We start from the raw sequence: 26,944 nt of genomic DNA on the forward strand, positions 1-26,944 counted from the left end.
TCTCTGAGGAAGCCGTTAGGCCGCTACCACGATTGCGCAGCGGCTCGTCGAGATTACGCAACCGGAGAAAATAAATCTGCGGCGGGTATTTACGCCACAGACGCCGGCCTTGTTCGAACCGGCCCCCCGCATTCGCGCATCGACCAATGGGCGAGAGCCACGCGAGGCGTTCGCGCCTAACGTGTGAGGCGGAAGCGAATTCCGCTTTCACCACGGGGGATATAGTGCACTCATACCTCCGCCCGCACGGGTGAGAGGATCGAGGATTGCCCTGCTCGGCGCAGAACGCCAAGCGCGCTGGACTGGACAAAGTGGGACGCCATGACCATGCCAACGCCCGAGCGGCTCGACGATGTCATCTATGCGATCTACGGCGCCGCGCTGGACCCGGAGCTGTGGCCGCAGGTGCTGTCCAAGATCGGCGCCGTGGTCGATGGCGAAGGGGCCATCGTGCTCTTCTACAAGGAAAACGCGCCTTCCGAATTCATCCACGCGCCGGAGCTGCACGCCGCGGTGCGCACCTACCTGAACGGCGAGTGGTGGACGCGCGACCTCCACGCGCTGCGCGCCATTGAGCATCACCTGCGCGACGGCGACGTGATGAGTGATTTCACCATCGCCACCAAGGAGGAGATGGAGACCCACCCCATCTATACGGAATTCTTCCGCAGCGTGGGATTCGGCTGGCTCATGTCCGCGGTCATGCTACCGGATTTCGGATATCTGGTGGCGCTCTCGGTGCCCCGCGCCAAGGACAAGCCGCCATTCAGCCAACAGGACATGGAAACCCTGCGCCTGCTGGGCCGGCATGTGGAACAGGCGCTGCGGGTGTCCATGCGCATCGCCAATCTCGACACCTCGCAGGTGGCCATGATCGCCGCCCTGGACGCCGTTTCGGCGGGCATCTACGCCCTCGACGCGAGCGGGCGGCGGGTGATGGCCAACAAAAGCGCGCTTGCCCAGTTCGCCTCGTTCTTCTGCGAGCCCGCCGGCCGGATGATGCCGCGTCAGCCCGCCGAGCGACCGCGCTTCCAGGCGATGGTGAAGGCTGCGATGGAGGCCAGCGCATCGAGCGAGCCGCCCCATGCGTGCGTCCTGAGTGACGAGGATGGCCAGCGGCTCGCGGCATGGGCCCTGCCGGTGAGGGCGGAGGCGCAGGCGCGCTTCGGTGGGCAGGATGGCGAAGCGCGCACCCTCATCGTCGCCGTGCCCCTGGAACAACACCAGATGGTGGCGCCGGCGGTGATCCGCGACATGTTCGGGCTGTCGCTGGGCGAAGCGCGACTCGCCGCGCTCATCGGCAGCGGCGTGGCCCTGCAGCAGGCCGCCGGGCAGCTTGGCATCACCCAGGGCACCGCCCGTGTGGTGCTCAAGCGCGTATTCTCCAAGCTGGGCATCAACCGCCAGACGGAACTCGTACTCCAGCTCTCCAAGCTCACGGGCTGGTAACGTTCCACGCCCCCTTCGAGCAAAGGTGGGCTAGGCCGGCGGGGAGCAAGCCCGTCTTTGCCATGTGCGACCGGCGCGGGCGGGCATAACGGGGCCCGCGCCGGTCGCACCGGCTTTCGCCTTTTTATCGGGAGTGAGGGGCGCCCCTCACTCCATCCCCATCTTCGCGAGATAGCCTTCGATCAGCGGCACGTCGGAGGGATTGTTCAGCTCCCAGAAGGCAGCGCCTCGCGCTTCCACCTCGACGGCGGCAATGGGCGTGCCGTGCTCCAGGAAGCGCAGCTGCTCCAGCCCCTCGAGGGTCTCGAGAACTCCCTGCTCCATCCGCCCATAGGCATCAAGCGCGCTGCGGCGGTAGGCATAAAGGCCCACATGGTGGAACACCGGCACCACGCCATCCACCTTCGCCTTGCCATTGGTGAAGGGAATGACTTCCTTGGAAAAATAAAGGGCGTTGCCGGCCCGGTCGAACACCACCGTGGTCGCCCCGACCCGCCCGGCCCGACGGTCGGCCAGAAAATGCTCCAGCGATTCCTCGTCGCAGCGCAGGACCGGCGTCGCAACCTCGCGCGCAGGCTCGTCACGCATGGCCTTCACCAGGGCCGTCACGAAGTGCGGCGGCGTCAGCGGCGCGTCACCCTGAAGATTGACGATGATTTCCGCCGTGATGGCGGCCCGCTCCACTGCCTGCGCCACGCGCTCGGTGCCATTGCGGCAAGCGGCATCGGTCATGATGACGGGCGTCGACAGGCGCCGGGCCTCGTCCGCGATTCGCTCGTCGTCCGTCGCCACATAGACCGCCGCGCCATCGGCCCCGGCGCGGGCCGCCAGAATGGAGCGCTCCACCAGGGTGCGCTCGATGCCGCTCGCGCCCTTCAGCTTCGCCAGCGGCTTGCCGGGATAGCGGCTCGACGCATATCGCGCCGGAATGATGATGGCGACGTCACTCATGCTGCACCTTTCGGCAGAAGATGGGAAAAGCCCGAGCGCCGGCCTCCGCGGGGGTGGGGCGACGCGCAGGCCGGAGCCGCGCCTCAGAAGGCGGCAGTGAGGGACTTGTTCTTGGCGATGGCGTCGAGGGCGGTGAGATCCCTCAGCAGCGGACCAATCCACTCCAGCGGCAGCATGTTCGGCCCATCGGAAGGCGCGTGGTCCGGGTCATCATGCGCTTCCGCGAAGATGGCGGCCGCCCCCACCGCCAGCGCCGCGCGCGCGAGCGCCGGCGCGAAATCGCGCTTGCCACCGGAAGAGCCGCCCCGCCCGCCCGGCTCCTGCACCGAATGGGTGGCGTCGAAAACGATGGGGTAGCCGGTCTGCGCCATGATGGGCAGGCCACGGAAGTCGCTCACCAGCGTGTTGTAGCCGAAGGAGGTGCCGCGATCGCACAGCAGGATGCGCTCATTGCCGGTGGACGCGATCTTGTCGGCCACATTGGCCATGTCCCACGGCGCCAGGAACTGCCCCTTCTTCACATTCACCACGGCGCCCGTCTCGCCTGCCGCGATCAACAGATCGGTCTGCCGGCAGAGGAAGGCGGGAATCTGGATGATGTCCACCACCTTGCCCGCGGTCCGCGCCTGCTCGATGTCATGGATATCGGTGAGCACCGGACAGCCGAACTCGGCGCGCACAGCCTCCAGGATCTTCAGCCCCTCGTCGAGGCCGATGCCGCGCCGGCCCTTGAGGGACGTGCGATTCGCCTTGTCGTAGGACGATTTGAAGATGAAGGGCACGCCGGCCTTCTCCGCTTCCGCCTTGAGAAAGGCCGCCAGGCGGAAGGTGTGATCCCGGCTTTCGATCTGGCACGGACCCGAAATGAAGGCGAACGGCAGATCATTGCCGAACGTCACGTTGCCGACGGTCACATGCTTTACAGCGTCGCTCATCCTGCACCCATTCGGCGCCGGCATCGGCGGCACCCTGTTCCAGAGCCAGTGCGCCGCTGGCCGCGGCGCGCGAAACATGCGCCAGGAGCGCCAGCCGCTCAAGTGCTACCCTCGCGCATCGCGGGCGACACCGCTCACGGAGGCGACAGAGTTAGACTGAATTGAGCAGACTTTCTGAAAAACTCCGCCAAGAGCTAAAAGCTCAATTGGCTATTCCCCTGGAAGGAGACTGGTGGAGCCAGGCGGAATCGAACCGCCGACCTCTTGAATGCCATTCAAGCGCTCTCCCAACTGAGCTATGGCCCCCAGGGGAGGCGCGTAAATGCCATAGGGAATCGCACCTGACAAGCCCGCCGCTGAGGCCGTCCATTCAAATACGGTGGACAACTTTCCGAAACCCAGAAGCCGCAGAGGTTCGCGCGCCACATGCGAGCCCGCAATCCAAGTGCCGCCATGGTCAAAGCGGGCCATGACCCGAGTGGGGCAGCGGCCCAGATGGGGTCACGACCCGCGTCAGGCCTCAGGCCGTGACACCAGGGGAGCCGCGTGCCGTGCGCCGCCGCGCGCGCAAGCTCCGCTAATGCGGTGCCGGTCGGGCCCCTGAAGTGGGTGACAAAGCGGATCAGGAAAAGTGATCTCAGACCCGCGCGCAAGCCAGCGACGCCGCCCTTGTTCAAGGGCACGGTCGCCAACGCGGCATGTTCAGGATCTGATGGGATTAGAAATTTGGTGGAGCCAGGCGGAATCGAACCGCCGACCTCTTGAATGCCATTCAAGCGCTCTCCCAACTGAGCTATGGCCCCACCGGGCCGCGGGTGCGCGCAGCGATCTTGCGAACCTAATGGTTCCTCGACCTTTAGCGCGCCGGGAAGCCCCGCGGCGGGAGCCCGGCGGTTCATGTCCGCCGAGCGAGAGCGGCCTTAAAGCACAGACCGCGTTTGACTGCAAGCCCTTTTTTTTCAGGCTTCCTCGTCGTCCTCGCGACCTTCGCCGATCAGGCCGGTCACGTCGTTGCCGTCGTCCTCGTCTTCCTCCAGGAAGGCGTCTTCGTCACCGGCCTCGATGTCTTCATCCATATCCACGTCGGGGGAAGCCGCACCCGCCTTGGTGGTGCCGGCGGCCTCCTCGTCAGCCTCTTCCAGGCTGATGACATCGGCGGCGGGTTCCTCGCCGTCGTGGTCGTCTTTGGTCACTTCTTCGGTGCGGCTGGCACCGCGGGCCGCAGGCTCGAAATAGGACCTGGGATAGGATTCGCCCGTGAAAGGAGAAACCACCGGGTCCTTGTTCAGGTCATAGAATTTGCGCCCCGTAACAGGACAGATGCGCTTGGTGCCGAGTTCAGGCTTCGCCACGGCAAAGTTCCTCGGTAGGGCTGTAACAGAGCGTGCTCCATTGGCGCCTCGCACGATTGGTGTCAAGGCACAATCTTGCTGATGCGGCCGCCATCCCGCCCGGAGCAGGCGCGTGGCACCGGCGAAAGGGCTGTGCTAAACGGCGCCGCACCCCATAAAAAGAACGTGGCGCGGCAGGGTTCGCCAGCCGCGTGCCGACGCCCGAGGCCCGATCGACCATGAGCAGCGCTTCCGCAAGCCCCTCTCCCGCCACGGCCCGCCGTTCGCCGCCGCTTCACGGCTCGGTCCGGGTTCCCGGCGACAAATCGGTGTCCCACCGCGCGCTCATTTTCGGCCTGTTCGCGGAAGGGCGCACCCACATCACCGGCCTCCTGGAAGGCGAGGACGTGCTCAACACCGCCGCCGCCTGCCGCGCCTTGGGCGCCACGGTGGAGCGGCTCGGGCCGGGCGAATGGATCGTCGACGGCGTGGGCAACCGGGGCCTTGTGTCTCCGGCCGCCCCGCTCGATTTCGGCAATTCCGGCACCGGCGTCCGTCTCATGATGGGCGCGGTGGCCGGCCAGGACATCACCGCCACCTTCGACGGTGACGCCAGCCTGCGCCGTCGTCCCATGAAGCGCGTGCTGGACCCGCTGACCATGATGGGTGCCCAGGTCGTGTCCATGGCCGAGGGCGGCCGCCTGCCGCTCGCGCTCAAAGGCAGCGACCGTCTCGCCACCGTCACCTACGAAACCCCGGTGCCTTCGGCCCAGGTGAAGTCCGCCGTGCTGCTGGCCGGCCTCGGCGCCGACGGCGAGACGGTGGTGGTGGAGCGCGAGGCCACCCGCGACCACACCGAGCGCATGCTCGCCCATTTCGGCGCTGATGTGCGCGTTGAGCCGTTCGGCCATGCCGGCCGCCGCATCACCCTGCAGGGCCACCCGCGCCTGAAGGCCGCGCCGGTGGACGTGCCCGCTGACCCCTCCTCCGCCGCCTTCCCGCTGGTGGCGGCGCTGCTGGTGCCCGGCTCCGAGGTCGTGCTTACCGACCTCATGCTGAATCCGCTGCGCACCGGCCTCGTCACCACCCTGCAGGAAATGGGGGCCGACATCGCCATTCTCGACGCCCGCGAGGAGGGCGGAGAGACGGTGGCCAGCCTGCGGGTGCGGCACTCCCGCCTCATGGGTGTCGAGGTGCCGCCGGAGCGCGCCCCGGCCATGATCGACGAATATCCGATCCTCGCCGTCGCGGCCGCCTTCGCGGAGGGAGAGACCGTGATGCGCGGCCTCTCCGAGCTGCGGGTGAAGGAGAGCGACCGCCTTGCGGCTGTGGCCGACGGGCTCGCCGCCTGTGGCGTCGCCCACCGGGTGGAGGGCGACGACCTCATCGTGTCCGGCCGTTCAGCGGTTGTGGGTGGCGGGCCGGTGAAGACCCACATGGATCACCGCATCGCCATGTCCTTCCTGGTGCTGGGGCTGGCCAGCGACGCGGGCGTCACGGTGGATGACGTGTCCTTCATCGCCACCTCCTTCCCCACCTTTCTCCCCATGATGCGTGCGCTCGGCGCCCAGATCGATTGAGACAAGCATGATCATCGCCATCGACGGGCCGGCGGCATCGGGCAAGGGTACCCTGGCGCGGCGCCTCGCGGCCCATTACGGCCTGCCGCATCTGGATACGGGCCTGCTCTACCGCGCGGTGGGCGCGCGCTGCCTGGCGGCGGGCGTGCTCGGCGATGCCGCGGCGGCGACGGCCGTCGCGCGCGCACTCGACGCCGCCGATCTGGATCCGGATGCGCTGCGCTCGGCCGAGGCGGGTGAGGCCGCATCCGTGGTTGCCGCCAACCCCGATGTCCGAGCCGCCCTGCTCGATCTGCAGCGCCGCTTCGCGGCCCAGCCCGGGGGCGCGGTGCTCGACGGGCGGGACATCGGCACCGTGATCTGCCCCGATGCGCCGGCCAAGCTGTTCGTCACCGCCTCCCCCGCGGTCCGCGCCGAGCGGCGCCACAAGGAGCTGGTGGGGCGCGGCGACGCGGTGAGCTACGACGAGGTGCTCGCGGACATCCGCAGGCGCGATGAGCGTGATTCGAACCGCGCCGCCGCCCCTCTGACCCAGGCGAGCGACGCCGCTTTTCTGGACACCAGCAGTCTCGGCATCGCGGAGGCCTTCGCCGCGGCCCTCGCACTGGTCGAAAGCCGCCGCTGAAGGCATGCACGCTGCGGCAGCATGACTTCCGTCCAAGCTGGACGCATGGCGGCGAGAGAGCGCTTCAAGCGCGGCGAACAGCCGATACTGTGAAGGGGCCGCGGCGACCTATTGCGCGCGGCGCAAAAGGCCGGCAGCCGCCACCGCTTTTCTAGACCGCGCCGATGCCCCCACCTCAATCGGCCGGCGCCGAATCATCCGCCGGCGGGGAGGCGGTGCGGCGGCGGGTGCGCCAGGGCAGCGCGATGAAGGCCAGATCGTCCATCATCTCCAGAAGCTTGCCGCCCCGCGCCAATTCCTGATCGAGAGTCGCCATGGTGCGGGAGAGGCCGGGGTCGTCATCCTCAAGCCACACCTCCAGCACCCGAGCGAAGAGCACCGCCAGCCCCTTGGCACGCACCGCGCCCGCAAGGCCCGCGCAATCAATGCCGGCAGCCGCTAGCATCCAGCGCTGGGAGCGGGCGGACAGGCGCAGCAGCTTGAGGGCCAGCAGCGGATCCCGCCGCGCCCCGCGCACCAGCGCCCGCACCGCTTCGCGGTGGGGCTCCAGCGCATCAAGCCGCCGCATGAGCACCTCGAACAGCCGCTCCTTCGGCCCCTCGCCGGCGAAATCCTCCGCATCGGGGCCCCCCTCCGCCAGCACATGCCGATCGGTGGCGCGAAAGAAAGCCGCCAGCAGATCGTCCACAGTGGCATAGGCCGCCCGCATCTCGGAAAGGGCCACCCCGCTCTCGGCGGCCACCGCCGCAAGATCGATCCGCCACAGGGGGCGTGTGGCCAGCAGATCCAGGAAGCTGCGCAGACAGGCCTCGCGTGCAGTCTCCGATGTCATGGCTCGACCCTCCGTTGACTCGCCCGGGCCCCGCACAGGGGCTCACAACACGCGCCCCAGCTCCCCAAGCGGCTACATTTCCCACCTGGATGGGCCAGCGTGCCTTAGGAGATCCGAGGTTACGCCAACACTTCCGCCGAGCTTGCGGCGAACAACCGGGATCCGGCCGCGCGCTTGGCATCCTGGTGAGGGCCTGGGATCACGCTGGAGATCCTGGCGGACCGCCACGTCCCGGGTCAAGCGCCCCCATCTCTGGCCCGCTGCCTTCAGACGCACCAGGATGCGCGCGGCTGCCCCTTGGACGGAGGGGCCGCCCGTAGAGGCAAGGGGCGCGGACGAGCCCCGCCAGCGCCCCGGAAGGAACCGTTCGACAGTCAGCGCAGGTGGCAACGCAGACGCTCCTCCCACCAGCCTGTCCCTCGCGCGCGGCTTCTTCCCCCACTAGAGGGCGAGGGAAAGGCCCCATGGACAAACCTTGGTGCCGAATATCGATCGATCGCCACTCAGCGGGCGCGGCTCGCCTCAGCCCGCAAGTTCCTTCCCGCGCCGCGTCGCGGCGGCGACAGCCGCTTCCATCAGGGGACCGAAACCGCGCGTTTCGTGCATGAGAACCGCGAGAGCCGCAGCCGTGGTGCCGCCAGGTGAGGTGACATTCTGCCTCAGGGTCGCCGCCGGAAGATCGGAAGCCTCAAGCAGCGCCCCGGAACCCGAGACGGTGGCGCGGGCAATGCGCGCGGCAAGATCGGCGGGAAGACCCGCAACCCGCCCCGCTTCGGCCAGCACCTCGGCCAACAGGAACACATAAGCCGGCCCGGAGCCGGAAACGGCCGTGGCTGCGTCCATCAGGCCTTCCTCATCCACCCACTCCACGATGCCGATGGCGCCGAGCAGCGCGCTGGCCAGGGCGCGGTCGGCGGCCGAAACCGTCTCGCTGGGCACCGCGACGCTGACGCCGCGTCCGATGGCCGCCGGCGTGTTCGGGATGGCGCGCACCAGGGGCGTGCCCTCAGGGAAATAGTCCGCAAGGAAGGAGAGGGTGCGCCCCGCCATGATGGAGACCACCAGAGTGCCCGCGCGCGCCAGCGGCGCCACCTGGGGCACGGCCTCCGGCGCCACCTGGGGCTTCACCGCGAGCAGCAGCACGGCGGGTGACGCAACGAGGTGCGCCGGCGGGTTCACCGACACGCCCCGCGCCCTGAGGTCGGCGGCCATGGCTTCGGGCAAATGGGGATCGATGACCACGGCCAGATTGGCCGGCAGGCCGAGCTTCAGCCAGCCTTCCAGCATGGCCCCGCCCATCTTGCCCGCGCCCAGCAGCACCACCGGGCCGGACAGGTTCTTCAACACCACGTCGCTCATGATCGCCTCGCATCGCGGCCGGCGAGCGCCTGGGCCGTCGCCGACTGTTCGAGGCTCTGCTTTAAGCCAGCCGCGCGCGGGGGGAAACCCGCGCGGGCTCAAATCGGGAACGGCTCACGCTTCGCCCACGGTGTCGAACAAGGCGGTGTCCATGGCCTCGCGCGCGGTCTTGCCGGCCCACACCACGAACTGAAAGGCGGGATAATAGCGCTCGACCGCGTCAAGCGCGGCATCCACGATGGCCTCGCACTGCCGGTCGGAAGCAGTGGCCCCGCCCGCCAGCACCAAGGCATGGCGGAACATGACGACGCCTTCCTGGGACCAGATGTCGAAATGGCCGAGCCACATCTGCTCGTTGACCAGGGCGAGCAGCTTCAACACCTCACCGCGGCGCCCCTCGGGCACCTTGAAATCGAACGCGCAGGCGACGTGCAGCGCCTCCAGCTCGTCCATCCACTGAAAGGAGACATGGCAGTCGGTCCAGCGGCTGGCGAGCGAGAGGGTGATCTCGTCTTCGTCGGAGCGCTCGAAGGACCAATCGTGGATAGCGGCGAGCTGCTCCACGAGATCCACGGGATTGGCCGGCGCTTCGGCTTCAATGTCGATGAGAGACATGCCTCGACCTCGCGGTGGGAGGAACGCGGAGACGGCCGGACACGGCAGGGGCAGAACGACGCCCGGGCAACGAGGCCAAAGGCATGCGCAGTGCACCGCGCGCCATGAAACGACCCCCTTCAAGACGAACCACTTCAAACCGAGCACACGCCGGTGCCGCGCCGCCTGGTACGGGGTGAGGACCCGGAGAATCCCGAAGCCTGCGCCCCATGGCGGCGTGCCAGACACGATTGCGCCCGACACCCGCACCGGACCCGTGCACGTCAGGCGAGCCTACGCCCCGTCGTATACCCGCGACACGACGAACCGGCTTCGAATCGCCACGAAAATCAGTATATCGCGGGTAAAGATGGCGCGGCTACGACGGATTGTGTACACCGCTTGCGCATGCACACAAAAGGTGCGCTCCGAACGCGCGGAGCGCCCGCGCCGCCTCAGGCCTGGGAGCCGTGGCCGAAGCTCTCGTCATAGGGCTGGGCTGGGGTCTCGCTCCCGTGCGCTCCGGCCGGAGCATCCGGGCTCACGCCGAGCTTGGCCTCCAGGGCGGCGAGGCGCTCAGCCAGGCGCTCATTCTCCTCGCGGGCGGCGGCGGCCATGTCCTTCACGGCCTCGAACTCCTCGCGCTTCACGAGATCCATGTCGCGCAGGAAGCGCTCCACCTGGGTGCGCATCACGGTCTCGGCCTCCCGCCGCACACCCTGCGCCACGCCCGCCGCATCGTTCACAAGGCGGGCCATCTCATCGAAAATGCGGCCGGTGGTCTGGGTCATGGCGGTGGTCTCCTGCGGCGGCGCGGCGGAACTCAGTGTGCGGCGGCGCGCGTCGATTTGCCGTGAACATGGCGAGAGCGCGCCTCCGGCGCAAGGCCCGCGCCGCTGCGGCACACCGGCACCGGGCCTGTGCGGTGCGGCATGCTTCCCGCCCGGCATCCTTGACGACGGCGGCCCGCCCGCGCCAGATGCGCCCCGGTCATCCGGCCCCGGCGCGCTCCAGTCCAGGATTTTCGCAGCATGCTCGCCCTGCCCTTCCCCGCCATCGACCCCGTTCTGGTGCAGATCGGCCCGCTTTCCATCCGCTGGTATGCCCTCGCTTACATTGCGGGGCTCGTGCTCGGCTGGCTGCTCGGGCGACGGCTGGTCGCCATGCCGAAGCTCTGGGGCGGCACCTCGCCCATGAAGCCGCAGGACCTGGACGATGCCCTGTTCTGGGCCACGCTGGGCGTCATCCTCGGCGGGCGCATCGGCTATGTGCTGTTCTACAACCTGCCCCATTTCATGGCCTATCCGGCGGACATCATCGCCGTGTGGAAAGGCGGCATGTCGTTCCACGGCGGGCTTACGGGCACCATCGTCGCGCTCATCCTGTTCGCCCGCTCGCGCGGCATCCGCATCCTCTCGCTGCTCGATGTGGCGGGCGTGGTGGCGCCGCTCGGCCTGCTGTTCGGGCGAATCGCCAACTTCATTAATTCCGAGCTCTGGGGCCGCCCGGCCGATGTGCCCTGGGCGGTGATCTTCCCCAATGGCGGCGGCGTGCCGCGCCATCCCAGCCAGCTTTACGAGGCGGGGCTGGAAGGAATCCTGCTGTTCGCCGTCATGCTGGTCGCGGTGCGCATGGGCGCCCTGAAGCGGCCCGGCCTTGCCGCCGGCATTTTCGGCATGGGCTACGGCTTTGGGCGCATCGTCGGTGAGTTCTTCCGCGAGCCGGATGTGCAGCTTGGCTATCTCGCCTTCGGCACCACCATGGGCATGTGGCTTTCGCTGCCCGTGGTCCTGGCCGGCGCCGCCCTGGCCGCCTATGCGCTGAAGACGAAGGCCGCCGCGTGAGCGGTCCTCTCGCGCAGGAGATCCGCGCCCTTATCGCCGCCGACGGGCCCATGCCGGTGAGCCGCTACATGGGGCTGTGCCTCGGCCATCCCCGATACGGCTATTACATCACCCGCGATCCGCTGGGTGCGGGCGGCGATTTCACCACCGCGCCCGAGATCAGCCAGATGTTTGGCGAGCTGCTGGGCCTTTGGGCGGTGGCCACCTGGCAGCAGATGGGCGCGCCCGCCTCCTTCGTGCTGGCGGAGCTCGGCCCCGGCCGGGGCACCCTCATGGCCGATGCCCTGCGGGCGGCGCGCATCCTGCCCGCCTTCGGCGCTGCGGCGCGCGTGCATCTGGTGGAAACGAGCCCGGTGCTGCGCGACGCCCAAAGGCGCACCCTGGCGGATATTGACGTGCAGTGGCACGCGCGTATCGAGGAGCTGCCGCCGGGCCCAGCCATCGTGCTCGCCAACGAATTTTTCGATGCCCTGCCCATCGACCAGTATGTGGCCGCCGCCGATGGCTGGCACGAGCGGCGCGTGGGGCTCGACGGGGACGGGCAGCTGGTCTTCGGCCTCGATCCGCGCCCCTCGCCTCTGGCCGCGGCCTTCGCGCCGCGGGGCCCGGCTCCCGAGGGTGCGGTGCTGGAGCGCATGGAAAGCGGCCCCGCCCTTGCCCTCGCGCGCCGCCTCGTCGCCGAGGGGGGCGCAGCCCTGATCGTGGACTATGGCCACGCCGGCGGTTTCGGCGATACGCTGCAGGCCCTTGCCCGCCACGCCTTCGCCGATCCGCTGGCGGAGCCCGGCGAGGCCGACCTGACCGCCCATGTGGATTTCGCCGCCCTCGCCCGCATGGCCCGTGGGCAGGGCGCGGCCGCATTCGGCCCCCTGCCCCAGGGCGAGTTTCTGCTGCGGCTGGGGCTCGCCCAGCGGGCCGAACGGCTGATGGCGGAAGCTGGCCCGGCAGGTGAAGCGGCCGTTGCCGCAGCCGCCCTGCGGCTGGCCGGAACTGGGGAAGGGCAAATGGGCGAACTGTTCAAAGTGCTGGCCCTCGCGGGCCCATCCCTTGGTGCACCGCCGGCCTTCGATGCGGCGGAGGCCTTCCACGGCTGAGGGGCAGCCGGACGTTTGAGGCCCGCCGCGCCGTCCTCAAACGGACGATGGGCAACGACCCGGCGCCGACATCACAGATGCCCATTGTGCCGCCGCCGCGTGGCGTGCCCGAAGGTCGCCGCCAGCGGGTGGGCTCCCTCGCCAGGCATTGTCGATGCCTCCGCCCTCCCCGCGACGCGGGCAACTTAGGCTTCCGCCTGCGAAGGGGGCCCTCGGGCGGACAGGGCCTTTGCACCCAGCAAGATGACCCAGGGCGAATACGCCCTGCGCGTCCCGCCCACGCAGCACCGCCAGTTCACGGCGCCGGCGCGAGCCCTCTCACGCGAACGGGATCCGGGATCGCGTGAAAAAACGCCCACCCAATGGCTTCCGCCTTTCCTCGTCTTCGCAGGCGCGGAAAAGCTCAGGCGGCCTTGCGCTTGAGGCCCAGAAGGCCGGCCACCTCGGGGCTCGCCGGGTGCGCCATGAGGGCGTCCGGTGCGCCCTGCTGCACCACACGCCCCTGGGAGAGAATCACCAGATGGTCCGCCGCCAGGGCCATCTGCCGGTCGTGGGTGGAAGCGAGCACGGCGGGCCGCCCGTCGCGGCTGATGGCGATCAGCTCCGCCACTACCTCGTCCCGGGTGACGGGATCAAGCGCGGAGGTGGGCTCGTCCAGCAGCAGCAGCTCGGGCTCACGGGCGAGGGCCCGGGCCAGGGCCACGCGCTGCTGCTGGCCGCCGGACAATTGCCGGGGCCGACGCTCCGCGAATGCGGCGAGGCCGAACCGCTCCAGCAGGGCCAGCGCCTTGGGCCGACGCTCGGCGCCGTCGAGGGAGAAGGCCACGTTCTGCCACACGCTCAGATGGGGAAACAGGCACAGGCTCTGCGGCACATAGCCGATGGGCCGGGCCTGGGGCGGCAAACCGTCGAACGGCGTGCATTCGGAAGGCAGGAGACCGGCGAGCGCCTTCAGGATGGTGGTCTTGCCCTCCCCCGAGCGACCGAGCAGCACGGTGAGTCCGCGCACCTCGAACGCCACATCGAGCGGTACCGGGTGCTCCAGGTGACAGGTGATTTTCATGCGGGGCCGTCCCATCTGCGGGTGAAGGCGCGCATGAGCAGCGGCACCGGCATGGCCAGGAGAAAGAAGGCCCAGAGCAGCGGATAGACCGCCTGAAGGCCGAGATCCTGAAGATTGACCCACAGCTTCACGGGCATGCCCTGTGGGAAATAGGCGACCACCAGCACGATGCCGAATTCGCCCACCGCCCGCACCCAGGCCACGGCCAGTGCCATCAGCAGACCCGGCGCCGCCAGCGGCAGCGTGACCAAGGCCACCAGCTCCACCGGCCCGCGGCCGAGGGTAAGCCCCACCTCCTCCAGTTCCAGCGGCACCCCTTCAAAGGCCGAGCGGGCGGCGATCACGAAATAGGGCCCGGCGCCGTAGCAGGTGGCGAGAATGAAGGCCGGCGGATTGTTGCTGAGCACCAGCCCGGCCTGGGAAAGCAGCGCGCCCGCCGGCCCATAGGGGCCATAGAAGGAGGCCAGCAGAATGCCCAGCGCGAGCGGCGGCGAGAGCAGCGGCAGCAGCAACAGCACATCCGCGATCCACTTGCCCCGCGCGCGGCTGCGCGCCAGCCACCAGGCGAGCGGCGTGCCGAGCAGGATGATGATGACCATCGCCAGGCCGCCATAGCCCAGAGAGACCCAGATGGCGTCCCAGTCTCCATCGGCAAGCTGAAAGCTCGACCAGTCGGTGGCCGTGGCCAGGGTGACGAAGGGCGCCACCAGCACGGCGAGAACTAGCGCCGCGACCACAGCCGCGACACCGAGCAGGCGGGAGCCGGAACGGCCCGTTGTGAGAGACAAGGGGCGCCTCGCAGCTCAGATCTTGCCGCCCTTGGGCGGGCCATAGCCCGCCTCCTGGAACATCTTCTGTCCCTCGGGGGTGGTCATGAACTTCAGGAATGCGGCGCCAGCCTGCGGATTGGGTGCGTTCTTCAGCACTGCCGCGTAGAACACCATGGGCTGGGGCTTCACCACCTCCGGCTTGCCGTCCTTGCCGGGCAGCTCGAAACTCACCTTGTCGTACCATTCGGCGGACAAGGCGGGGTTGGAGAGGTTGATCTCGTCGGGAAGGGTGATGAAAGGCAGCTTGGCGGAAGCCGCCGCGCTCTGATAGCCGGAGCTTGCGTCCACCTGCCCGGCTTCCAGCCGCGTCAGGGCCGAGCCCTCGGCGAAGATCTGCTGGTCGTTGAAGACGCCGCCCAGCACCTTCTGCATCAAATCCGGCTGGTTGTAGTAACGCTGCGCCAGCAGGAAGGTAAAGATGATGTTGCGTCCCTGGGGATCGGTGGCGGGATCGGTGCGGCCGAACTTCACGCCCGGCTTCTCCAGCACCTTCCACCAGGGGGTCTTGCCCTCCCTGGCCGCCTGGAAATCGGCCGCGAATGCACTTTTCTCGTTGTAGACGATAACCATGGCCGTGCTCGCCACCGGCACGGCGCCATCCACGAGGCCCGCTTTCCTCAGGATCTCCACCGGCCCCGGGGTGATGGACACGAAGACGTCGGCCTGGATCTGCCCGCCGGCGATGAGCCGCGCCAGCCCATAGGCGCCCTGGCCAATGCCCTGGAAGGGGGCGCCGCTCTGCGCGGTGAAGGCGGGCCCCAGCGCCCGGTCCATCACAACCCCCATGGAGCCCGCATAGGCCACACGCACCGGATCTGCGGCACGGGCCGTAGTGATACTCAGGGCCATCACACCCAGCAGGAACGCCGGTATTCGCATCTCGGTCCTCCGGAACGGAAAGGCACGCGCCATGCGTCCGAACGCGGAAGCGGCGAAGGCGCGGCATGCTTCGGCCGTCGGTGTCCGGGTGCGGTGTTATATTCTCATGAATATAGCTTGAATCAAGCCTCCAAAAGCCCCGCCCCTTGGCCGGCAACCTCCGCCGCTCCCTGCAACGCCCTGAAGACGCAGCGTGAACCCGGCGGCGTCCGCGCCTGCCGCGGCGATGCGGCGCAGCATCCGCCCCGACCGGCGACAGGTGCCCCAAGAGGCACCCCAGGAAGTGCCCCAAGAAGAACCCTTTGCCCTTCCCGTTAAGAAGAAAGCGCTACAGACTTTCCCCAAGGCCCTGCCCCGCGCGGGTGGGGCGCGAGCCAGCGGAACGCGTGCAACGAGGACGCAACCCATGAAGATCGAGGCCCCCTCCCTCGCGGCCCTGCCCGGCATCCGCCACGCGTTTTTCACCCGTTCGGGCGGCGTCTCCACCGGCCTTTATGCGAGCCTGAATGGCGGCATGGGCTCCAGCGACGACCCGGAGGCGGTGCAGGAGAATCGGGCCCGCATGGCGGCCGCCCTCGGCCTTGCGCCGCAGAATCTGCTGGCCTGCTGGCAGGTGCATTCCCCCGACGCCGTTCTCGCCACCACCCCCTGGACCCGTGAGGACGCGCCCAAGGCCGATGCCATCGTGACCCGCACGCCGGGGCTGGGCGCCGCCATTTCCATCGCCGATTGCGGGCCGGTGCTGTTCGCCGACCCCGAAGCGCGGGTGGTGGCCGCGGCCCATTCCGGCTGGAAGGGCGCCATCGGCGGCGTCATCGGCGCCACCATCGCGCTGATGGAGGCGCAGGGCGCGCGACGCGGCGCCATCCGCGCCGTCATCGGCCCCCTCATCCGCCAGTCGAGCTATGAGGTGGGAGAGGATTTCGTGGCGCGCTTCCTGGCGGTCGACAAGACTTACGCCCGGTTCTTCGCCCCCGCCGACCGGCCCCACCATGCCTTGTTCGACCTGCCGGGCTTCATCCGCCGCCGGCTGGAGGAAGCGGGGATCGAGCAGATCGAAGACCTGATGCTCGACACCTATACGGACGAGGTGCGCTTCTATTCCTTCCGCCGCTCCACCCATCGCAAGGAGGCCGACTATGGCCGGCTCATCGCAGCCATCGCCCTGGTGCCCGATGCCGATTGAGGCCGGAACGCCACAGGCTCCGGCCCGCCCCTTTCACGGGCGGCCGCATCTCGTGCCCGCCCTGAGCCTTGTTTTCGCCTTGGGCGCCACGCTGCCCGCCACCGCGTCCGACTTTGCGGACGGGCTCATGGGCGGCCCGGATGTGTGGGAGGTCCGCGGCCTGGAGCCGGGGCACGAGCTGGAGCTGCACGCCGGCCCCTCGTCCCGCGACAGTGTCCTTGCGCGCTTCGCCAACGGGGCGCGGCTGACCAACATGGGTTGCGCCATGAAGGACGATGAGCGCTGGTGCCAGGTTGCCCCGCGCGAAGGCGGCAAGCCCACGGGCTGGGTGCAGGGCCGCTTCCTGCGCGAAGGCGCGCCCTAGGGCCGCCTCGTCCTATTGTGGACGCACCTTAGCCTATTGAATTCACGTTCTTTCTTCGCGCAACACGGCTCAAGGCACCGCATAGAGCACCGCGCCTGCCGTCAGGCCGGCGCCCACCGCCGTCATCAGCACCTTCTCGCCCGAAACAAGGGGCCGCTCGTCGGCGCTTGCTGCGAGGGAAAAGGGGATGGTGGCGGCCGAGGAATTGCCGAATTCAGCGATGGTGGAAACAACCGTTTCCGGTCCCAGCCCCACCGCCTTGCGCACCGCCTCGAAGATACGAACATTGGCCTGATGGGGCACGAAGCGGGTGACCGCGCTGGCCGCCACCCCCGCCTCATCCAAAGCGCGCCGCGCGCCCTGCGTCATCATCTCCACCGCCTGGGTGAAAACCGCGCGGCCATCCGGCATGCTCATCAACAAATCCTCGGCCGGCACGTCCGGCCCATAGGGTCTGCGGCTGCCGCCGGCCGGAATGCGGATGAGATCGTAATGGGCGCCGTCGCCCGCCAGATGCACGCCCAGAAGGCCGGCATCCGCCCGCTCGGAGGGCACCAGCAGCGCCGCGCCCGCGGCATCGGCGAACAGCACGGCGCTCGAACGATCCGCCGGATTGATGCGCCGGCTCAGGATGTTGGCGGCCACCACCAGGGCCGGCCGCCCCTGGGTGCGCACGAAGCCGTCGGCCAAGCCCAGGGCGTACAGGAAGCCCGAGCACGCGCCGGCGAGATCGACGCCCCCGGCCCCGGTCAGCCCCAGCCGGTGCGCCAGCAGCGGCGCCGAGGGCGGCAGCAGATGATCCGGCGTGGAGGTGGCGAGCAGCAGCAGGCCGACGTCCGCGCGATCGATGCCCGCGGAGGCCAGCGCCTGCTCGCCGGCCGGCCGGGCAATATCCGTCAGCGCCTCGTCTGGTGCCGCATAGCGCCGGGCGCGGATGCCGGTGCGCCGGGCAATCCAGCCTGCTTCCAGCCCGAGAGCCGCCTCCAGCTCGGCATTCTCCACGCGCCGCGCGGGCGCGTGGCGGCCGAAGCCGGCGATGCGGCTCGCCGGCGCGCCCCTCATGCGAGCACCCCCGGCAGCATGTCGATGGCGGCGTAGATCTCGCCCAACTCGTCGCGGGTCACGCAATATGGCGGCATCACGTAGATGGTGTTGCCCAGCGGGCGCAGCAGCAGGCCGCGTTCCAGGAAATAGGCCATCAGGCGGGGCGCCACCTGGGCCAGGTAGCCCGCATCGCCCACCTTGAGGTCCAGCGCGGTGATGGTGCCGCAGCGGCGCACATTCTCGAACCGCACATCGTGGCGGAAGGGCTCGATGAACGCGCCCTGCCAGGTGGCGAGGGTAGCGACCCGCTTCGCCACCGGCTCATTGCGCCATACCCCCACATTGGCCAGCGCCGCCGCGCAGGCGATGGGATTGGCCGTGTAGGAGGAGGAATGGAAGAAGGTGCGCGAGCGGTCCATGGAGTAATGTGCCGTGAAGATATCCTCACGGCACAAAGTGGCTGCCAGCGGCACCAGGCCCCCGGTGATGCCCTTGGACAGGCACATGATGTCCGGGCTGATGCCGGCCTGGGTGCAGGCGAACAGCGTGCCGGTGCGGCCCCATCCGGTCATCACCTCATCGGCGATGAAAAGCACGCCATGGGCCTCGCAGATGTCCTTCATGGCCGCCAGCACTTCGGGCGGATAGATCAGCATGCCCCCCGCTCCGAGCACCAGCGGTTCCACGATAAAGGCCGCCGGGCCTTCCGCGCACAAGGCGGAGAGGGCCTTCAGCGTTTCTTCCTCGCGCCCGGCATGGGGGAAGGGAACGCGCTTCACATCGAACAGCAGCGGCTCGTAGGCGGAGTTAAACACCCCGCGCTCGCCCACCGACATGGTGCCAATGGTGTCGCCGTGGTAGCCGCCCTCCATCACCACGATGGAGCTGCGGTCGATGCCCATGTTGCGCCAGTAGCCGAGCGCCATCTTCAGCGCCACTTCCACGGCGGTGGAGCCGCTGTCGGAATAGAACACCCGCGACAGCCCCTCGGGCGCCAGCGCCACCAGCTCCCGCGCCAGCCCTTCGGCCGGCGCATGGGTGAAGCCGGCGAAGATGATCTGGTCGAGGGTATCCACCTGCGCCTTCACCGCCTCAACGATGGCCGGGTGGCGATGGCCGTGGGTGACCACCCACCAGGAGGAGATGGCGTCGAGGATGCGCGAGCCCTCGGGCGTATAGAGATAAGCCCCCTCGCTGCGGGCGATGGGCGTCATGACGGGCTGGAGCGCGTGCTGGGTAAACGGATGCCAGATGGGCGAGCCGCAGGGAATGGCGCCATTCATGAAAGCGTCTGTCCTTCTCGTCCTTCGAGAAAATCCTCCCGCCGGAAGCCGGCGGCGAAGGCCGCGGCGAGGCTGGCGGGCGTCAGCGGATCGAGCGGCACCAGGGTGCCGAGCACGCGCACCGCGCCAAGGCGGGCGATCATGCGCGCATTCTCCCCATGGGGCGGGCCGATGAGCACCACGCCCAGCACCGGCACCGCGCGGGCGCGCAGCGCCTCCAGCGACAGCAAGGTGTGGTTGAGGGTGCCGAGGCCAGAGCGCGCGCAGAGCACCACCGGCAGCCGCCAGCGAGCGAACATGTCGATGAAAAGCAGATCATCGGTGAGCGGCACCATCAGCCCGCCCGCGCCCTCGATCACCAGCGGCTTCGCCGGATCATCGGCGGGCGGGTCGAGCCGGGCGGGGTCGATGGTCACGCCGTCGATGGCGGCGGCCAGATGGGGCGAGGCCGGCGTCTTCAGGCGGTAGGCCTCCGGCAGGACATCGCCCGCCGGCAGCGCGCCAAGCCGGGCGGCGGCCTCCGAATCAGTCTCTTCCTCCAGGCCCGATTGCACCGGCTTCCAGTAGCGGGCCTTCAGGAAGCCGGCGAGGCCGGAGCTGAAAACCGTCTTGCCGATGCCGGTATCGGTCCCGGTCACCACGAGACGGGTCATGCCGCGCGGCTCCCCATGTCCTCGGCCAGGGCATCCACCAGGGCGGTCACGTCCGCTTCCTCCACATTGAGCGTGAAGGACACGCGCAGGCGCGCCGTGCCCTCGGGCACGGTCGGCGGGCGCACGCCGCGCACGTCGAAGCCCCGCGCCTGCAGGGCGCTCGCGAGCGCCATGGCCCGGCCGTTGTCGCCGATGATGATGGGCTGGATCTGCGATCCGGAAACAGGCACGCCGATACGCGCGAGCTGGCGCCCCGCATGGGCCACCAGTGCCGCGAGCCGCGCCCGCCGCTCCGGCTCCGCCTTCAGCAGCCGCAGCGCCTCCTCGGCCGCCACCGCGGTCAGCGGCGAAGGGGCCGTGGCATAGATGAAGGGCCGGGCCCGGTTCACCAGGAAGTCGCACAGCACCCGGGCGCCCGCCAGGAGCGCGCCGGACCCGCCCAGCGCCTTGCCGCAGGTGTGCAGAACCAGCACATTCTCGCGCCCCTCGAAGGACGCGGCCAGCCCGCGGCCGTCCTCCCCATAGACGCCGGTGGCGTGGGCCTCGTCGATGAAGAAGAAGGCGTCGTTGGCGTCGGCCAAGGCCATCAGCTCATGGAGCGGCGCCCGGTCGCCATCCATGCTGTAGAGGCTTTCCACCGCGATCCAGACCCGCCCGGTGCCGCCGCCGGCACGGAAGCGGCGGATCTCCTCGGCGAACGCCTCCACATCATTATGGCGCGCGGTGGCGGCGAGCGCGCGGCCGGCCCGCACCCCCTCATGGGCGCTGGCGTGCACCAGCTCGTCCATCACCACCAGGTCGCCCTTCTGGGGCAAGGTGGTGAGGGCCGTGTAATTGGCCACGAAGCCGCCGCCGAAGAACAGCGCCCGCTCGGCATGGAAGAACCGGGCGGCCGCCGCCTCCAGGCTTTCATGCTCCTCGGTATTGCCGCGCAGCAGGCGCGAGCCGCCGGCGCCCACGGGGGTGCCGGCATCCAGCGCGCGCCGCACCGCCTCGCCCAGGCGCCCCGAGGCGGCAAGGCCGAGATAGTCGTTGGAGGCGAAATCACGCCCGGCGCGGGGAGCCAGGGTGCGCAGGCGATCCTTGCGCTCCAGCCCCCTGAGGGTGGCGGCATAGCGCTCCAGCAGGCCGGAGCGGCCGGGTTCGGTCATTCCGCCGCTGCCGCCGCCATGGAGGCGCAGGGGGCCTCGACCTCCACGGTCTCGATCTCCACCTTCATTTCCATGGGGTGGAGCCCCAGCCGCTGGAACAGCTGCGTGTCCTTGTCCTCTTCGGGATTGCCGGCGGTGAGCAGGGTCTCGCCCACGAAGATGGAATTGGCGCCGGCGAAGAAGCACAAGGCCTGCATCTCGTCGCTCATCTCGGTGCGGCCGGCGGAGAGGCGCACGTGGGAGGTGGGCATCATGATGCGGGCGAGCGCGATGGTGCGCACGAAATCGATGGGGTCCACCTTCGGCGCGTTTTCCATGGGCGTGCCGGGGATGGCGATGAGCATGTTGATGGGCACGCTGTCCGGCGGCTCGGGCAGGTTGGCGAGGGTCACCAGCATGTCGACCCGGTCCTCCGCCTTCTCGCCGAGGCCGAGAATGCCGCCCGAGCACACCTTGATGCCCGCCTCGCGCACATTATCCAGCGTCTCCAGCCGGTCGGCGAAGGTGCGGGTGGTGATGACGTTGGCGTAATGGGCTTCGGAGGTATCGATATTGTGGTTGTAATAATCGAGCCCCGCCGCCTTCAGCCGCCCCGCCTGATCGGGGGAGAGCATGCCGAGCGTCATGCAGGTTTCCATGCCGAGGGCTTTGACCCCCTCCACCATGGCCACCACGAAACCCATGTCGCGTTCCTTGGGGCTGCGCCAGGCGGCGCCCATGCAATAGCGCGTGGCGCCGGCGTCGCGCGCCTTCTTCGCCTCGGCCAGCACACGCTCCACTTCCATGAGCTTGGAGGCGTCGAGATCGGCATCATTGCGGGCGGACTGGCTGCAATAGCCGCAATCCTCCGGGCAACCGCCGGTCTTGATGGACAAGAGGCGGCTCAGCTGCACCGCATTGGGGTCGAAGTTGGCGCGGTGGACGGTCTGGGCCTGGAACAAAAGATCGTTGAACGGCGCGCCGTAAAGCGCCAGCGCCTCGTCCCGGGTCCAAGCCCGACGGGACGCTCCGCCCTGCGAAGCCAACCCGTCTTCCATGTTCACGGCGACCGACATGTCCACTCCCGACCGTTTCTTGAAGTCCGCTTCCGGCGCGGACCCGGGAGCGGGCCCGGAAGCGGGCCCCGGGTGTCCGGCGCGGAAAGGGCGGACCTTAGCCAATGACGCCCCCGCAGGGAATAGCCGACAGCACGGCCAAGGTTCCCTCTTTGTCCACGCGCCCCTATGGGTTACCAATAAGGCGACGCTGGATGCTCCCCATGAACGCCATCACCTCGCTCAAGTCGTTCTTCATCGGCCGCGTCGCCGGCCTGCGTGCACCCCTTTATGCCCATGCCGGGCAGATCACCGTGCCCGCCGACGATCCCCATGACGAGATCGCGGACCACCGTCACGACCACGACCCGGCCGAGGGCCAGTCCTTCGTCATCGATTATGTGGACCATGCCGGCAATCGCAGCCATCGGCGCATTTCGGTCTGGGCCGTGCAGCGCAATGTGGAGGGCGTGCCCATCCTGGTGGCTAAGTGCCACGAGCGCCAGGCCACCCGCGCCTTCCGGGTGGACCGCATCAAGGCCGTCACCGATTTCGACGGTACCCGGCGCGAGCCGCTTTCTCGCTTCTTCTTCGAAACCTTCGGCTTCACCTGGCCCAAGGACGCCATCATCGTGCCGAGCGCGGAACCCGCCGATGTGCGCTGGGACCGCATCCGCACCCTCATAGGCCAGTCCGGCGTGGTACTGCTGCTCGCCCTTGCCCTCGCCGACGGCGACCTTGGCGCGGCGGAGATTGAGGAAATCCAGTTCTTCTGCGAGCGGACCTGCACCGCCGCCGGGCTCGACCTTTCCGGCGCCGAGCGGGAGCGGCTGGCGGCCCATCTCGGTCGCCTGCGGCCGACACCGGAGAGCGTGGACCGGGCGCTCGACACCCTGCTGGACGCGGAACAGCCCGCCATCGCGCGCTTGCTGAAGGCCGGCCTTCAGGTGATCGCCGCCGACGGCACGCTGATGGAGGAGGAAGCGCGAATGCTGGACAGCTTCTGCGTGACCCTCACCGGACAGAGCCTGCTTTAGGGCGTTTCCGAGCGAAGCGGAAACAGGCTCGCCTCAAGAACATGCGTACAGGCGAACGGATCGACCGCTCAGCCTTTCCATGGAAAGCTGAAGCAGTCGAGCCGGCCGGGAATGCCCGGCCCCCGCCGCCTGCGATCAGCCCGGCGGGGTGTCGTTGGAATCCCGGAATTCGAAGATCTTGCGCAGGAAGCCCGGCGCCACGGCGGAGATGGGGTTCACCCGCAGCGTCGGCCCGCTCATGGGACCGACAACCTCGAACGTCACGCCCAACAGCCCTTCATTGGGGCCACCGCCGAGGAACATGCCCAGCACCGGCAGCTTGGAGAACATGTTGTTGAGGGCGTAAGCGGGCACGAAGGTGCCCCGCATGGACAGCCGGTTGGCGGCAAAATCCAGCGTGCCGTCGAAGGTCACGCCCGCAGAGGTGCCCCAGATGGCGCCATCCTTAAAGGTGATCTTGCCCGGCGTGCGCACGAACTGAGCCTGAGCTTTCTCGAACGCCGCCGATCCATCAACGATGTTGCCGGAGGAGTCGCGCACCGCGCTGGACAGCTGGGTGAGTCCCGGCTCCCCCTTCACGAAGAAGTTGCGCAGATGCAGCAGGCCCTGCTGCGGGGTGTCGTCGCTGCGTGGCGGGTCCACAACCAACCAGGCATCGCCCCCCTGCATCTTGGGATAGATGTCGAGAAAGCGCAGCAGCGCGCCGGCATCGGTGGTGGCCACCTGCAGCGCCGGCCCCTTGCCGCGCCAGTCGCGGATCTCATTCTTCCAGTCCCGGATCTTACCGGAAAGGGAGCCCTCGCGGCCCACCTTGGCCGAAAGGTCCAGCTCCGTGATCTCCACCCCGCGCCGCGCGACGCGCAGGTCGAACTGGCGCATCACCTCGCCATTGTTGCCGGTCAGGGCCCCCACCTTCGCGTCGAGATCCACATCCGGCATCTTGGGCTGGCGGCGGTTGGCCGAACCGGTGGGTGTGGTCATGATGCTCTTCATGATCCCGCGCGCGTCCATCACCTCGCCGGTGAGGCGGACCTTCAGCACCTCGCCCGCTTTGTCCGCCTTGAGCGCGGCCTTGTCGCCATCGGAAAGCTGGAACACCGGGAACTGGGCGGACAGCAGATCCCCCGAATCCGAAAGCTCCAGCGCGCCCTTCAGCAGGGTGCCCGACCCTTCCATGGTCAGGTCGTTGAGCCGCACCGTGCGGCCCTCGTCATTCATGCTGAAGCGCGCCTTGAGGGGCTTGCCGCTGGGCTTGCTGAGGCCGGGAATAAGATCGGAAATGCGGGCCGCGGTCAGGTCCACCTCGATGGTCGCGCGGGTGTCCACATTGTTGGTGGTGCCGACGAACTGCACCGCCAGCGGTCCCGTTATGCCCGGCACGTCCAGCCCGAGCTTCACCCGCGCCGCATCGTCCACCGTGGCGCTGATGCGGATGTCGGCGTCGGCCACATCCTTCTTCTTCTCATACTCGAAGGCGATGGGCGCGCCGCCGAGCTTGCCGTTGCCACGCAGCAGAATGCCGGTGGGCGAGGCAAACGCCTGCACCGTCGCGCCCTCGAGCCGCAGCGCCTTGAACACCTTGTCCACGCCGAAATCGGTGAGGGTGGCATCCACCGAGTAATCAAGGTCTTCCGGCAGCGGCACCTTGCGGAAGATGATGTTGAGCTGGAGCAACGCGGAGAACTTGCCGCGCGTGGTGGAAGGGTCGAAGGCGGTTCCAGCCGGCCCCTTCAGAGGCTCCATGCCCAGCACCTCAACGGCGGCATCCGCCGGCCCGGCGAAGCGCACCGAAATCTTCGCCGTGGGCTCGCGCGGGAAATAATCCGGCATGAACATCACGCCGTTATTCACCGCGATCTTCCGGTTTTGCGGCGTCACCATGGTTCCATCGGGCATGTCGATGCGCACGGTGCGGCCCGTCACCACGATGGCGAGGCTGGCATTCTCCACCGGTGGCAGCCCCTTCACCGGCAGCAAGGTCACGCCCTTGCCGTTGATGGTGAAATGCACGCTGTCCTCGGGCAGCGGCACCTGCTTCTGACCGATGAGGTCGAGCGGGATGTTGACCAGGAGATTGATGTCACTGGCCGTGCCGCCGGAAACGTTCTCGATGGCGAACTGGCGCGCCGGGGGCGCGATGCTCACCGGCCAGAAGCGCTTGACGGTGGCCACCGGCATGGGCGAGGCAGCGCCCTGCATGCGCAGGCTCGGCACCTGCGCGCCGAAATCGAAGGCGGCGGTGAAGGTGAAGCTGCCGACCTTGCTGCCGAGCAGGCCGCGCTCAACCCGCAGCTGGCGGCTCGCGGTGTCATAGGCGCCAGCCACCTCCACCTGGTCGATGACGAGCGCCGGCTCGCTCATCTCCGGGCCCTTGAGCACCACAGAATCCTGCGAGATGGCGAAGGACCAAGGGTCGCGGGCCTGCGCCGGCACGTGGATCTCACCCTTCAGCGCCACCTTGTTCTCGTTCTTGGCGGCGACGATGGGGTCGAGCACGATCACCCGGCGGGTGGCATCAAGCCGGGCCCCCAGATGGGCATAGTCGATGATGAAGCGCTCGGTCGGCTCCTCGCCATTGCCGATGGCGCCGGCTCCCAGCTCGATATCGGCATCGGCGGCCTTCAGGTCGCCATTCAGGCCCAGGCGCGCCGTCAGCGTCGCGTTCAGGGGCGTGTCCATATAGAAGCGGCGGTGATCCTGGCTGAAGGCCTGGACCAGATCGCGCGTGGACAGGTCGTTGATGACCACTTCCACCGCCCGCTCGTCATTGCGGGCGGGCGCGATGCGCGCCACCGCCGTGGAGACGCCTTGCGGCCCCTGGGAGGTGAAGCTCAGCTCCGCGCCGCCCGCCGGCATCCGCGCCAGCCGCACGGTGATGTGGCGAAACACGATGCGCCGGCCGGAACTCTCATTCTCAACGATGAGGGTACCATCCTTCAGGCCCACGTCCGCCAGGGCGCCTCCATCGAAGCCCACCGCATCGAGATCCTTCAGCCATTGCGCCAGGAAGCGCAGCCGCAGGGGATCGATTTCATCGGAGGCGGCGGCCGGCATTGCGGCGTGGGCCGCCGGATCAGCCGCGCCGGGGACACCCACGGCCGCGACCGGCTGCGCGGAGGGCGCGACGCCGGCCACCGGCGGAACCGGCTGCGACTTGAGGGATGGCTTCACCGGCTGGGCATCGTCGCCCGAGGCGACGGCCACGGCGAGCTGGCCGGAGGCGCTGATGTGAACCGTCATCTGCGCGCCGATGAGGTCCACACGGCGCGCCTTGGGCATGAGCGAGAGCAGGGAGCCTTCCAGCTCCACCTCGGCGCTGGGCGCGCTGGCCATCAGCTCGCCATCGGCCGCGAAAACCTTGATGTCGTGAACCACGACAGCGGTTGCGCCATCGCTCGCCCGCTCCACGGTGGTGGAACCGATGGACACCTTCCGGCCATCGCCGATTCGGTCCTCCAGGGCCTGCTCGATATAGGGCGTCGCCACATTGGCGGTCACCACGCCCGTGGCGATGAGGGCGTAAAGGGTGAGCGCCGCGAGGCTGGCGAGGGCGATGAAGCCGAGCACGATGCTCGCGGCCACGCGCGCGATGCGCCCCCGCGGCACCAGCGCACCCATGAGGCTGCGGATGTGCGCGTGGCGTGGTCTGCGCCGCTGCGAAGCGGGGCTCGGCCCGAAATCCTCCATGCCCGCGTCGTCCTCCCGCAACCGTCTCACTCACCGGACGCTCTGGCGGGTGCCGCCGCGAACCGCCGCGCACCCATTACACGCCCCAACATTTCAACCTAATGTCCATCTTCGGCGTAAAGATGAGGTGGATCGATGC

Annotated in this window: 24 protein-coding genes and 2 tRNA genes; 8 read left to right on the forward strand and 18 right to left on the reverse strand. The window is 68.7% G+C overall.

The window, feature by feature from the left end; all coding sequences use genetic code 11:
* The first annotated feature begins 321 nt into the window (after nucleotides 1-321).
* Nucleotides 322-1,449, forward strand: coding sequence for a helix-turn-helix transcriptional regulator (locus tag V5F26_RS18910; protein WP_394058449.1), 1,128 nt, complete (start codon nucleotides 322-324; stop codon nucleotides 1,447-1,449).
* Nucleotides 1,450-1,596: 147 nt separating this feature from the next.
* On the opposite strand, the gene V5F26_RS18915 is transcribed toward V5F26_RS18910, so the two are convergent.
* The 5 genes from V5F26_RS18915 to V5F26_RS18935 form a co-directional block, all read right to left on the reverse strand.
* Nucleotides 1,597-2,400, reverse strand: coding sequence for a 3-deoxy-manno-octulosonate cytidylyltransferase (locus tag V5F26_RS18915; RefSeq protein ID WP_234052914.1), 804 nt, complete (start codon nucleotides 2,398-2,400; stop codon nucleotides 1,597-1,599).
* Nucleotides 2,401-2,483: 83 nt separating this feature from the next.
* Nucleotides 2,484-3,335, reverse strand: coding sequence for a 3-deoxy-8-phosphooctulonate synthase (kdsA, locus tag V5F26_RS18920; protein ID WP_234052915.1), 852 nt, complete (start codon nucleotides 3,333-3,335; stop codon nucleotides 2,484-2,486).
* Nucleotides 3,336-3,565: 230 nt separating this feature from the next.
* Nucleotides 3,566-3,641 (reverse strand) — tRNA-Ala (locus V5F26_RS18925).
* 421 nt (nucleotides 3,642-4,062) lie between these two features.
* Nucleotides 4,063-4,138, reverse strand: a tRNA-Ala gene (locus V5F26_RS18930).
* Between the two features lie 156 nt (nucleotides 4,139-4,294).
* On the reverse strand, nucleotides 4,295-4,687 hold the full coding sequence (locus V5F26_RS18935; RefSeq protein WP_234052916.1) for a TIGR02300 family protein: 393 nt from the start codon (nucleotides 4,685-4,687) through the stop codon (nucleotides 4,295-4,297).
* 218 nt (nucleotides 4,688-4,905) lie between these two features.
* On the opposite strand from V5F26_RS18935, the gene aroA reads away from it, so the two are divergent.
* Both aroA and cmk read left to right on the forward strand, forming a co-directional pair.
* The gene (gene aroA, locus V5F26_RS18940) at nucleotides 4,906-6,246 is read left to right on the forward strand and encodes a 3-phosphoshikimate 1-carboxyvinyltransferase (RefSeq protein ID WP_394946508.1); all 1,341 of its coding nucleotides are present in this window, start codon (nucleotides 4,906-4,908) and stop codon (nucleotides 6,244-6,246) included.
* 7 nt (nucleotides 6,247-6,253) lie between these two features.
* Complete coding sequence (cmk, locus tag V5F26_RS18945; RefSeq protein WP_394946511.1) at nucleotides 6,254-6,871, forward strand: (d)CMP kinase; 618 nt, start codon at nucleotides 6,254-6,256, stop codon at nucleotides 6,869-6,871.
* A 175-nt stretch (nucleotides 6,872-7,046) separates the two neighbouring features.
* Here the strand turns inward: cmk and V5F26_RS18950 are convergent, their stop codons facing one another.
* The 4 genes from V5F26_RS18950 to V5F26_RS18965 form a co-directional block, all read right to left on the reverse strand.
* Complete coding sequence (locus V5F26_RS18950; RefSeq protein ID WP_234052919.1) at nucleotides 7,047-7,703, reverse strand: TetR/AcrR family transcriptional regulator; 657 nt, start codon at nucleotides 7,701-7,703, stop codon at nucleotides 7,047-7,049.
* A 522-nt stretch (nucleotides 7,704-8,225) separates the two neighbouring features.
* Nucleotides 8,226-9,062, reverse strand: coding sequence for a pyrroline-5-carboxylate reductase (proC, locus tag V5F26_RS18955; protein ID WP_234052920.1), 837 nt, complete (start codon nucleotides 9,060-9,062; stop codon nucleotides 8,226-8,228).
* A gap of 114 nt (nucleotides 9,063-9,176) precedes the next feature.
* Entirely contained in the window at nucleotides 9,177-9,677 is a 501-nt protein-coding gene (locus V5F26_RS18960) for a type III secretion system chaperone family protein (protein ID WP_394058453.1), read from the reverse strand.
* A gap of 434 nt (nucleotides 9,678-10,111) precedes the next feature.
* Complete coding sequence (locus V5F26_RS18965) at nucleotides 10,112-10,447, reverse strand: accessory factor UbiK family protein (protein ID WP_394946512.1); 336 nt, start codon at nucleotides 10,445-10,447, stop codon at nucleotides 10,112-10,114.
* Nucleotides 10,448-10,687: 240 nt separating this feature from the next.
* Here V5F26_RS18965 and lgt point away from each other — a divergent pair, with 240 nt between their 5' ends.
* Together lgt and V5F26_RS18975 are read left to right on the forward strand one after the other, a co-directional pair.
* Nucleotides 10,688-11,500 carry a prolipoprotein diacylglyceryl transferase gene (lgt, locus tag V5F26_RS18970; RefSeq protein WP_394946513.1) on the forward strand — a complete coding sequence of 271 codons (813 nt, stop codon included), beginning with the start codon at nucleotides 10,688-10,690 and terminating at the stop codon, nucleotides 11,498-11,500.
* A gap of 50 nt (nucleotides 11,501-11,550) precedes the next feature.
* The gene (locus V5F26_RS18975) at nucleotides 11,551-12,594 is read left to right on the forward strand and encodes a class I SAM-dependent methyltransferase (protein WP_394946810.1); all 1,044 of its coding nucleotides are present in this window, start codon (nucleotides 11,551-11,553) and stop codon (nucleotides 12,592-12,594) included.
* A gap of 403 nt (nucleotides 12,595-12,997) precedes the next feature.
* Here the strand turns inward: V5F26_RS18975 and V5F26_RS18980 are convergent, their stop codons facing one another.
* From V5F26_RS18980 to V5F26_RS18990, 3 genes are read right to left on the reverse strand one after another with little or no spacing between them, the layout of a single operon-like run.
* Nucleotides 12,998-13,657, reverse strand: a complete 660-nt coding sequence (locus V5F26_RS18980; protein ID WP_394058460.1) for an ABC transporter ATP-binding protein — start codon at nucleotides 13,655-13,657, stop codon at nucleotides 12,998-13,000.
* Nucleotides 13,654-14,445, reverse strand: a complete 792-nt coding sequence (locus tag V5F26_RS18985) for a molybdate ABC transporter permease subunit (RefSeq protein WP_394946515.1) — start codon at nucleotides 14,443-14,445, stop codon at nucleotides 13,654-13,656. The genes V5F26_RS18980 and V5F26_RS18985 overlap by 4 nt, the downstream gene beginning before the upstream one ends.
* Before the next feature lie 15 nt (nucleotides 14,446-14,460).
* Nucleotides 14,461-15,366 (reverse strand): extracellular solute-binding protein, encoded by a 906-nt coding sequence (locus V5F26_RS18990; protein ID WP_394946517.1) that lies wholly within the window; start codon nucleotides 15,364-15,366, stop codon nucleotides 14,461-14,463.
* A 406-nt stretch (nucleotides 15,367-15,772) separates the two neighbouring features.
* On the opposite strand from V5F26_RS18990, the gene pgeF reads away from it, so the two are divergent.
* Together pgeF and V5F26_RS19000 are read left to right on the forward strand one after the other, a co-directional pair.
* The gene (gene pgeF / locus V5F26_RS18995; RefSeq protein ID WP_394946518.1) at nucleotides 15,773-16,552 is read left to right on the forward strand and encodes a peptidoglycan editing factor PgeF; all 780 of its coding nucleotides are present in this window, start codon (nucleotides 15,773-15,775) and stop codon (nucleotides 16,550-16,552) included.
* Nucleotides 16,553-16,604: 52 nt separating this feature from the next.
* Complete coding sequence (locus V5F26_RS19000; protein WP_234052929.1) at nucleotides 16,605-16,916, forward strand: SH3 domain-containing protein; 312 nt, start codon at nucleotides 16,605-16,607, stop codon at nucleotides 16,914-16,916.
* 69 nt (nucleotides 16,917-16,985) lie between these two features.
* On the opposite strand, the gene V5F26_RS19005 is transcribed toward V5F26_RS19000, so the two are convergent.
* Genes V5F26_RS19005 through bioB form a run of 5 tightly spaced genes read right to left on the reverse strand, consistent with a single transcriptional unit; the run spans nucleotide 16,986 to nucleotide 22,084 of the window.
* Nucleotides 16,986-17,978 carry a beta-ketoacyl-ACP synthase III gene (locus V5F26_RS19005; protein WP_394946519.1) on the reverse strand — a complete coding sequence of 331 codons (993 nt, stop codon included), beginning with the start codon at nucleotides 17,976-17,978 and terminating at the stop codon, nucleotides 16,986-16,988.
* On the reverse strand, nucleotides 17,975-19,243 hold the full coding sequence (locus tag V5F26_RS19010; RefSeq protein ID WP_394946521.1) for an adenosylmethionine--8-amino-7-oxononanoate transaminase: 1,269 nt from the start codon (nucleotides 19,241-19,243) through the stop codon (nucleotides 17,975-17,977). Before V5F26_RS19010 ends, V5F26_RS19005 begins: the two co-directional genes overlap by 4 nt.
* The gene (gene bioD / locus V5F26_RS19015; protein WP_394946522.1) at nucleotides 19,240-19,896 is read right to left on the reverse strand and encodes a dethiobiotin synthase; all 657 of its coding nucleotides are present in this window, start codon (nucleotides 19,894-19,896) and stop codon (nucleotides 19,240-19,242) included. The genes V5F26_RS19010 and bioD overlap by 4 nt, the downstream gene beginning before the upstream one ends.
* The gene (locus V5F26_RS19020) at nucleotides 19,893-21,047 is read right to left on the reverse strand and encodes an 8-amino-7-oxononanoate synthase (protein ID WP_394058471.1); all 1,155 of its coding nucleotides are present in this window, start codon (nucleotides 21,045-21,047) and stop codon (nucleotides 19,893-19,895) included. The genes bioD and V5F26_RS19020 overlap by 4 nt, the downstream gene beginning before the upstream one ends.
* On the reverse strand, nucleotides 21,044-22,084 hold the full coding sequence (gene bioB, locus V5F26_RS19025) for a biotin synthase BioB (protein WP_394058650.1): 1,041 nt from the start codon (nucleotides 22,082-22,084) through the stop codon (nucleotides 21,044-21,046). Before bioB ends, V5F26_RS19020 begins: the two co-directional genes overlap by 4 nt.
* A 221-nt stretch (nucleotides 22,085-22,305) precedes the next feature.
* On the opposite strand from bioB, the gene V5F26_RS19030 reads away from it, so the two are divergent.
* On the forward strand, nucleotides 22,306-23,118 hold the full coding sequence (locus V5F26_RS19030) for a WYL domain-containing protein (protein ID WP_394058472.1): 813 nt from the start codon (nucleotides 22,306-22,308) through the stop codon (nucleotides 23,116-23,118).
* A 135-nt stretch (nucleotides 23,119-23,253) separates the two neighbouring features.
* On the opposite strand, the gene V5F26_RS19035 is transcribed toward V5F26_RS19030, so the two are convergent.
* Nucleotides 23,254-26,835 (reverse strand): YhdP family protein, encoded by a 3,582-nt coding sequence (locus V5F26_RS19035; RefSeq protein ID WP_394946523.1) that lies wholly within the window; start codon nucleotides 26,833-26,835, stop codon nucleotides 23,254-23,256.
* Between the last annotated feature and the right edge of the window lie 109 nt (nucleotides 26,836-26,944).

The organism is Xanthobacter variabilis, from assembly GCF_043831965.2.
Classification (GTDB): domain Bacteria; phylum Pseudomonadota; class Alphaproteobacteria; order Rhizobiales; family Xanthobacteraceae; genus Xanthobacter.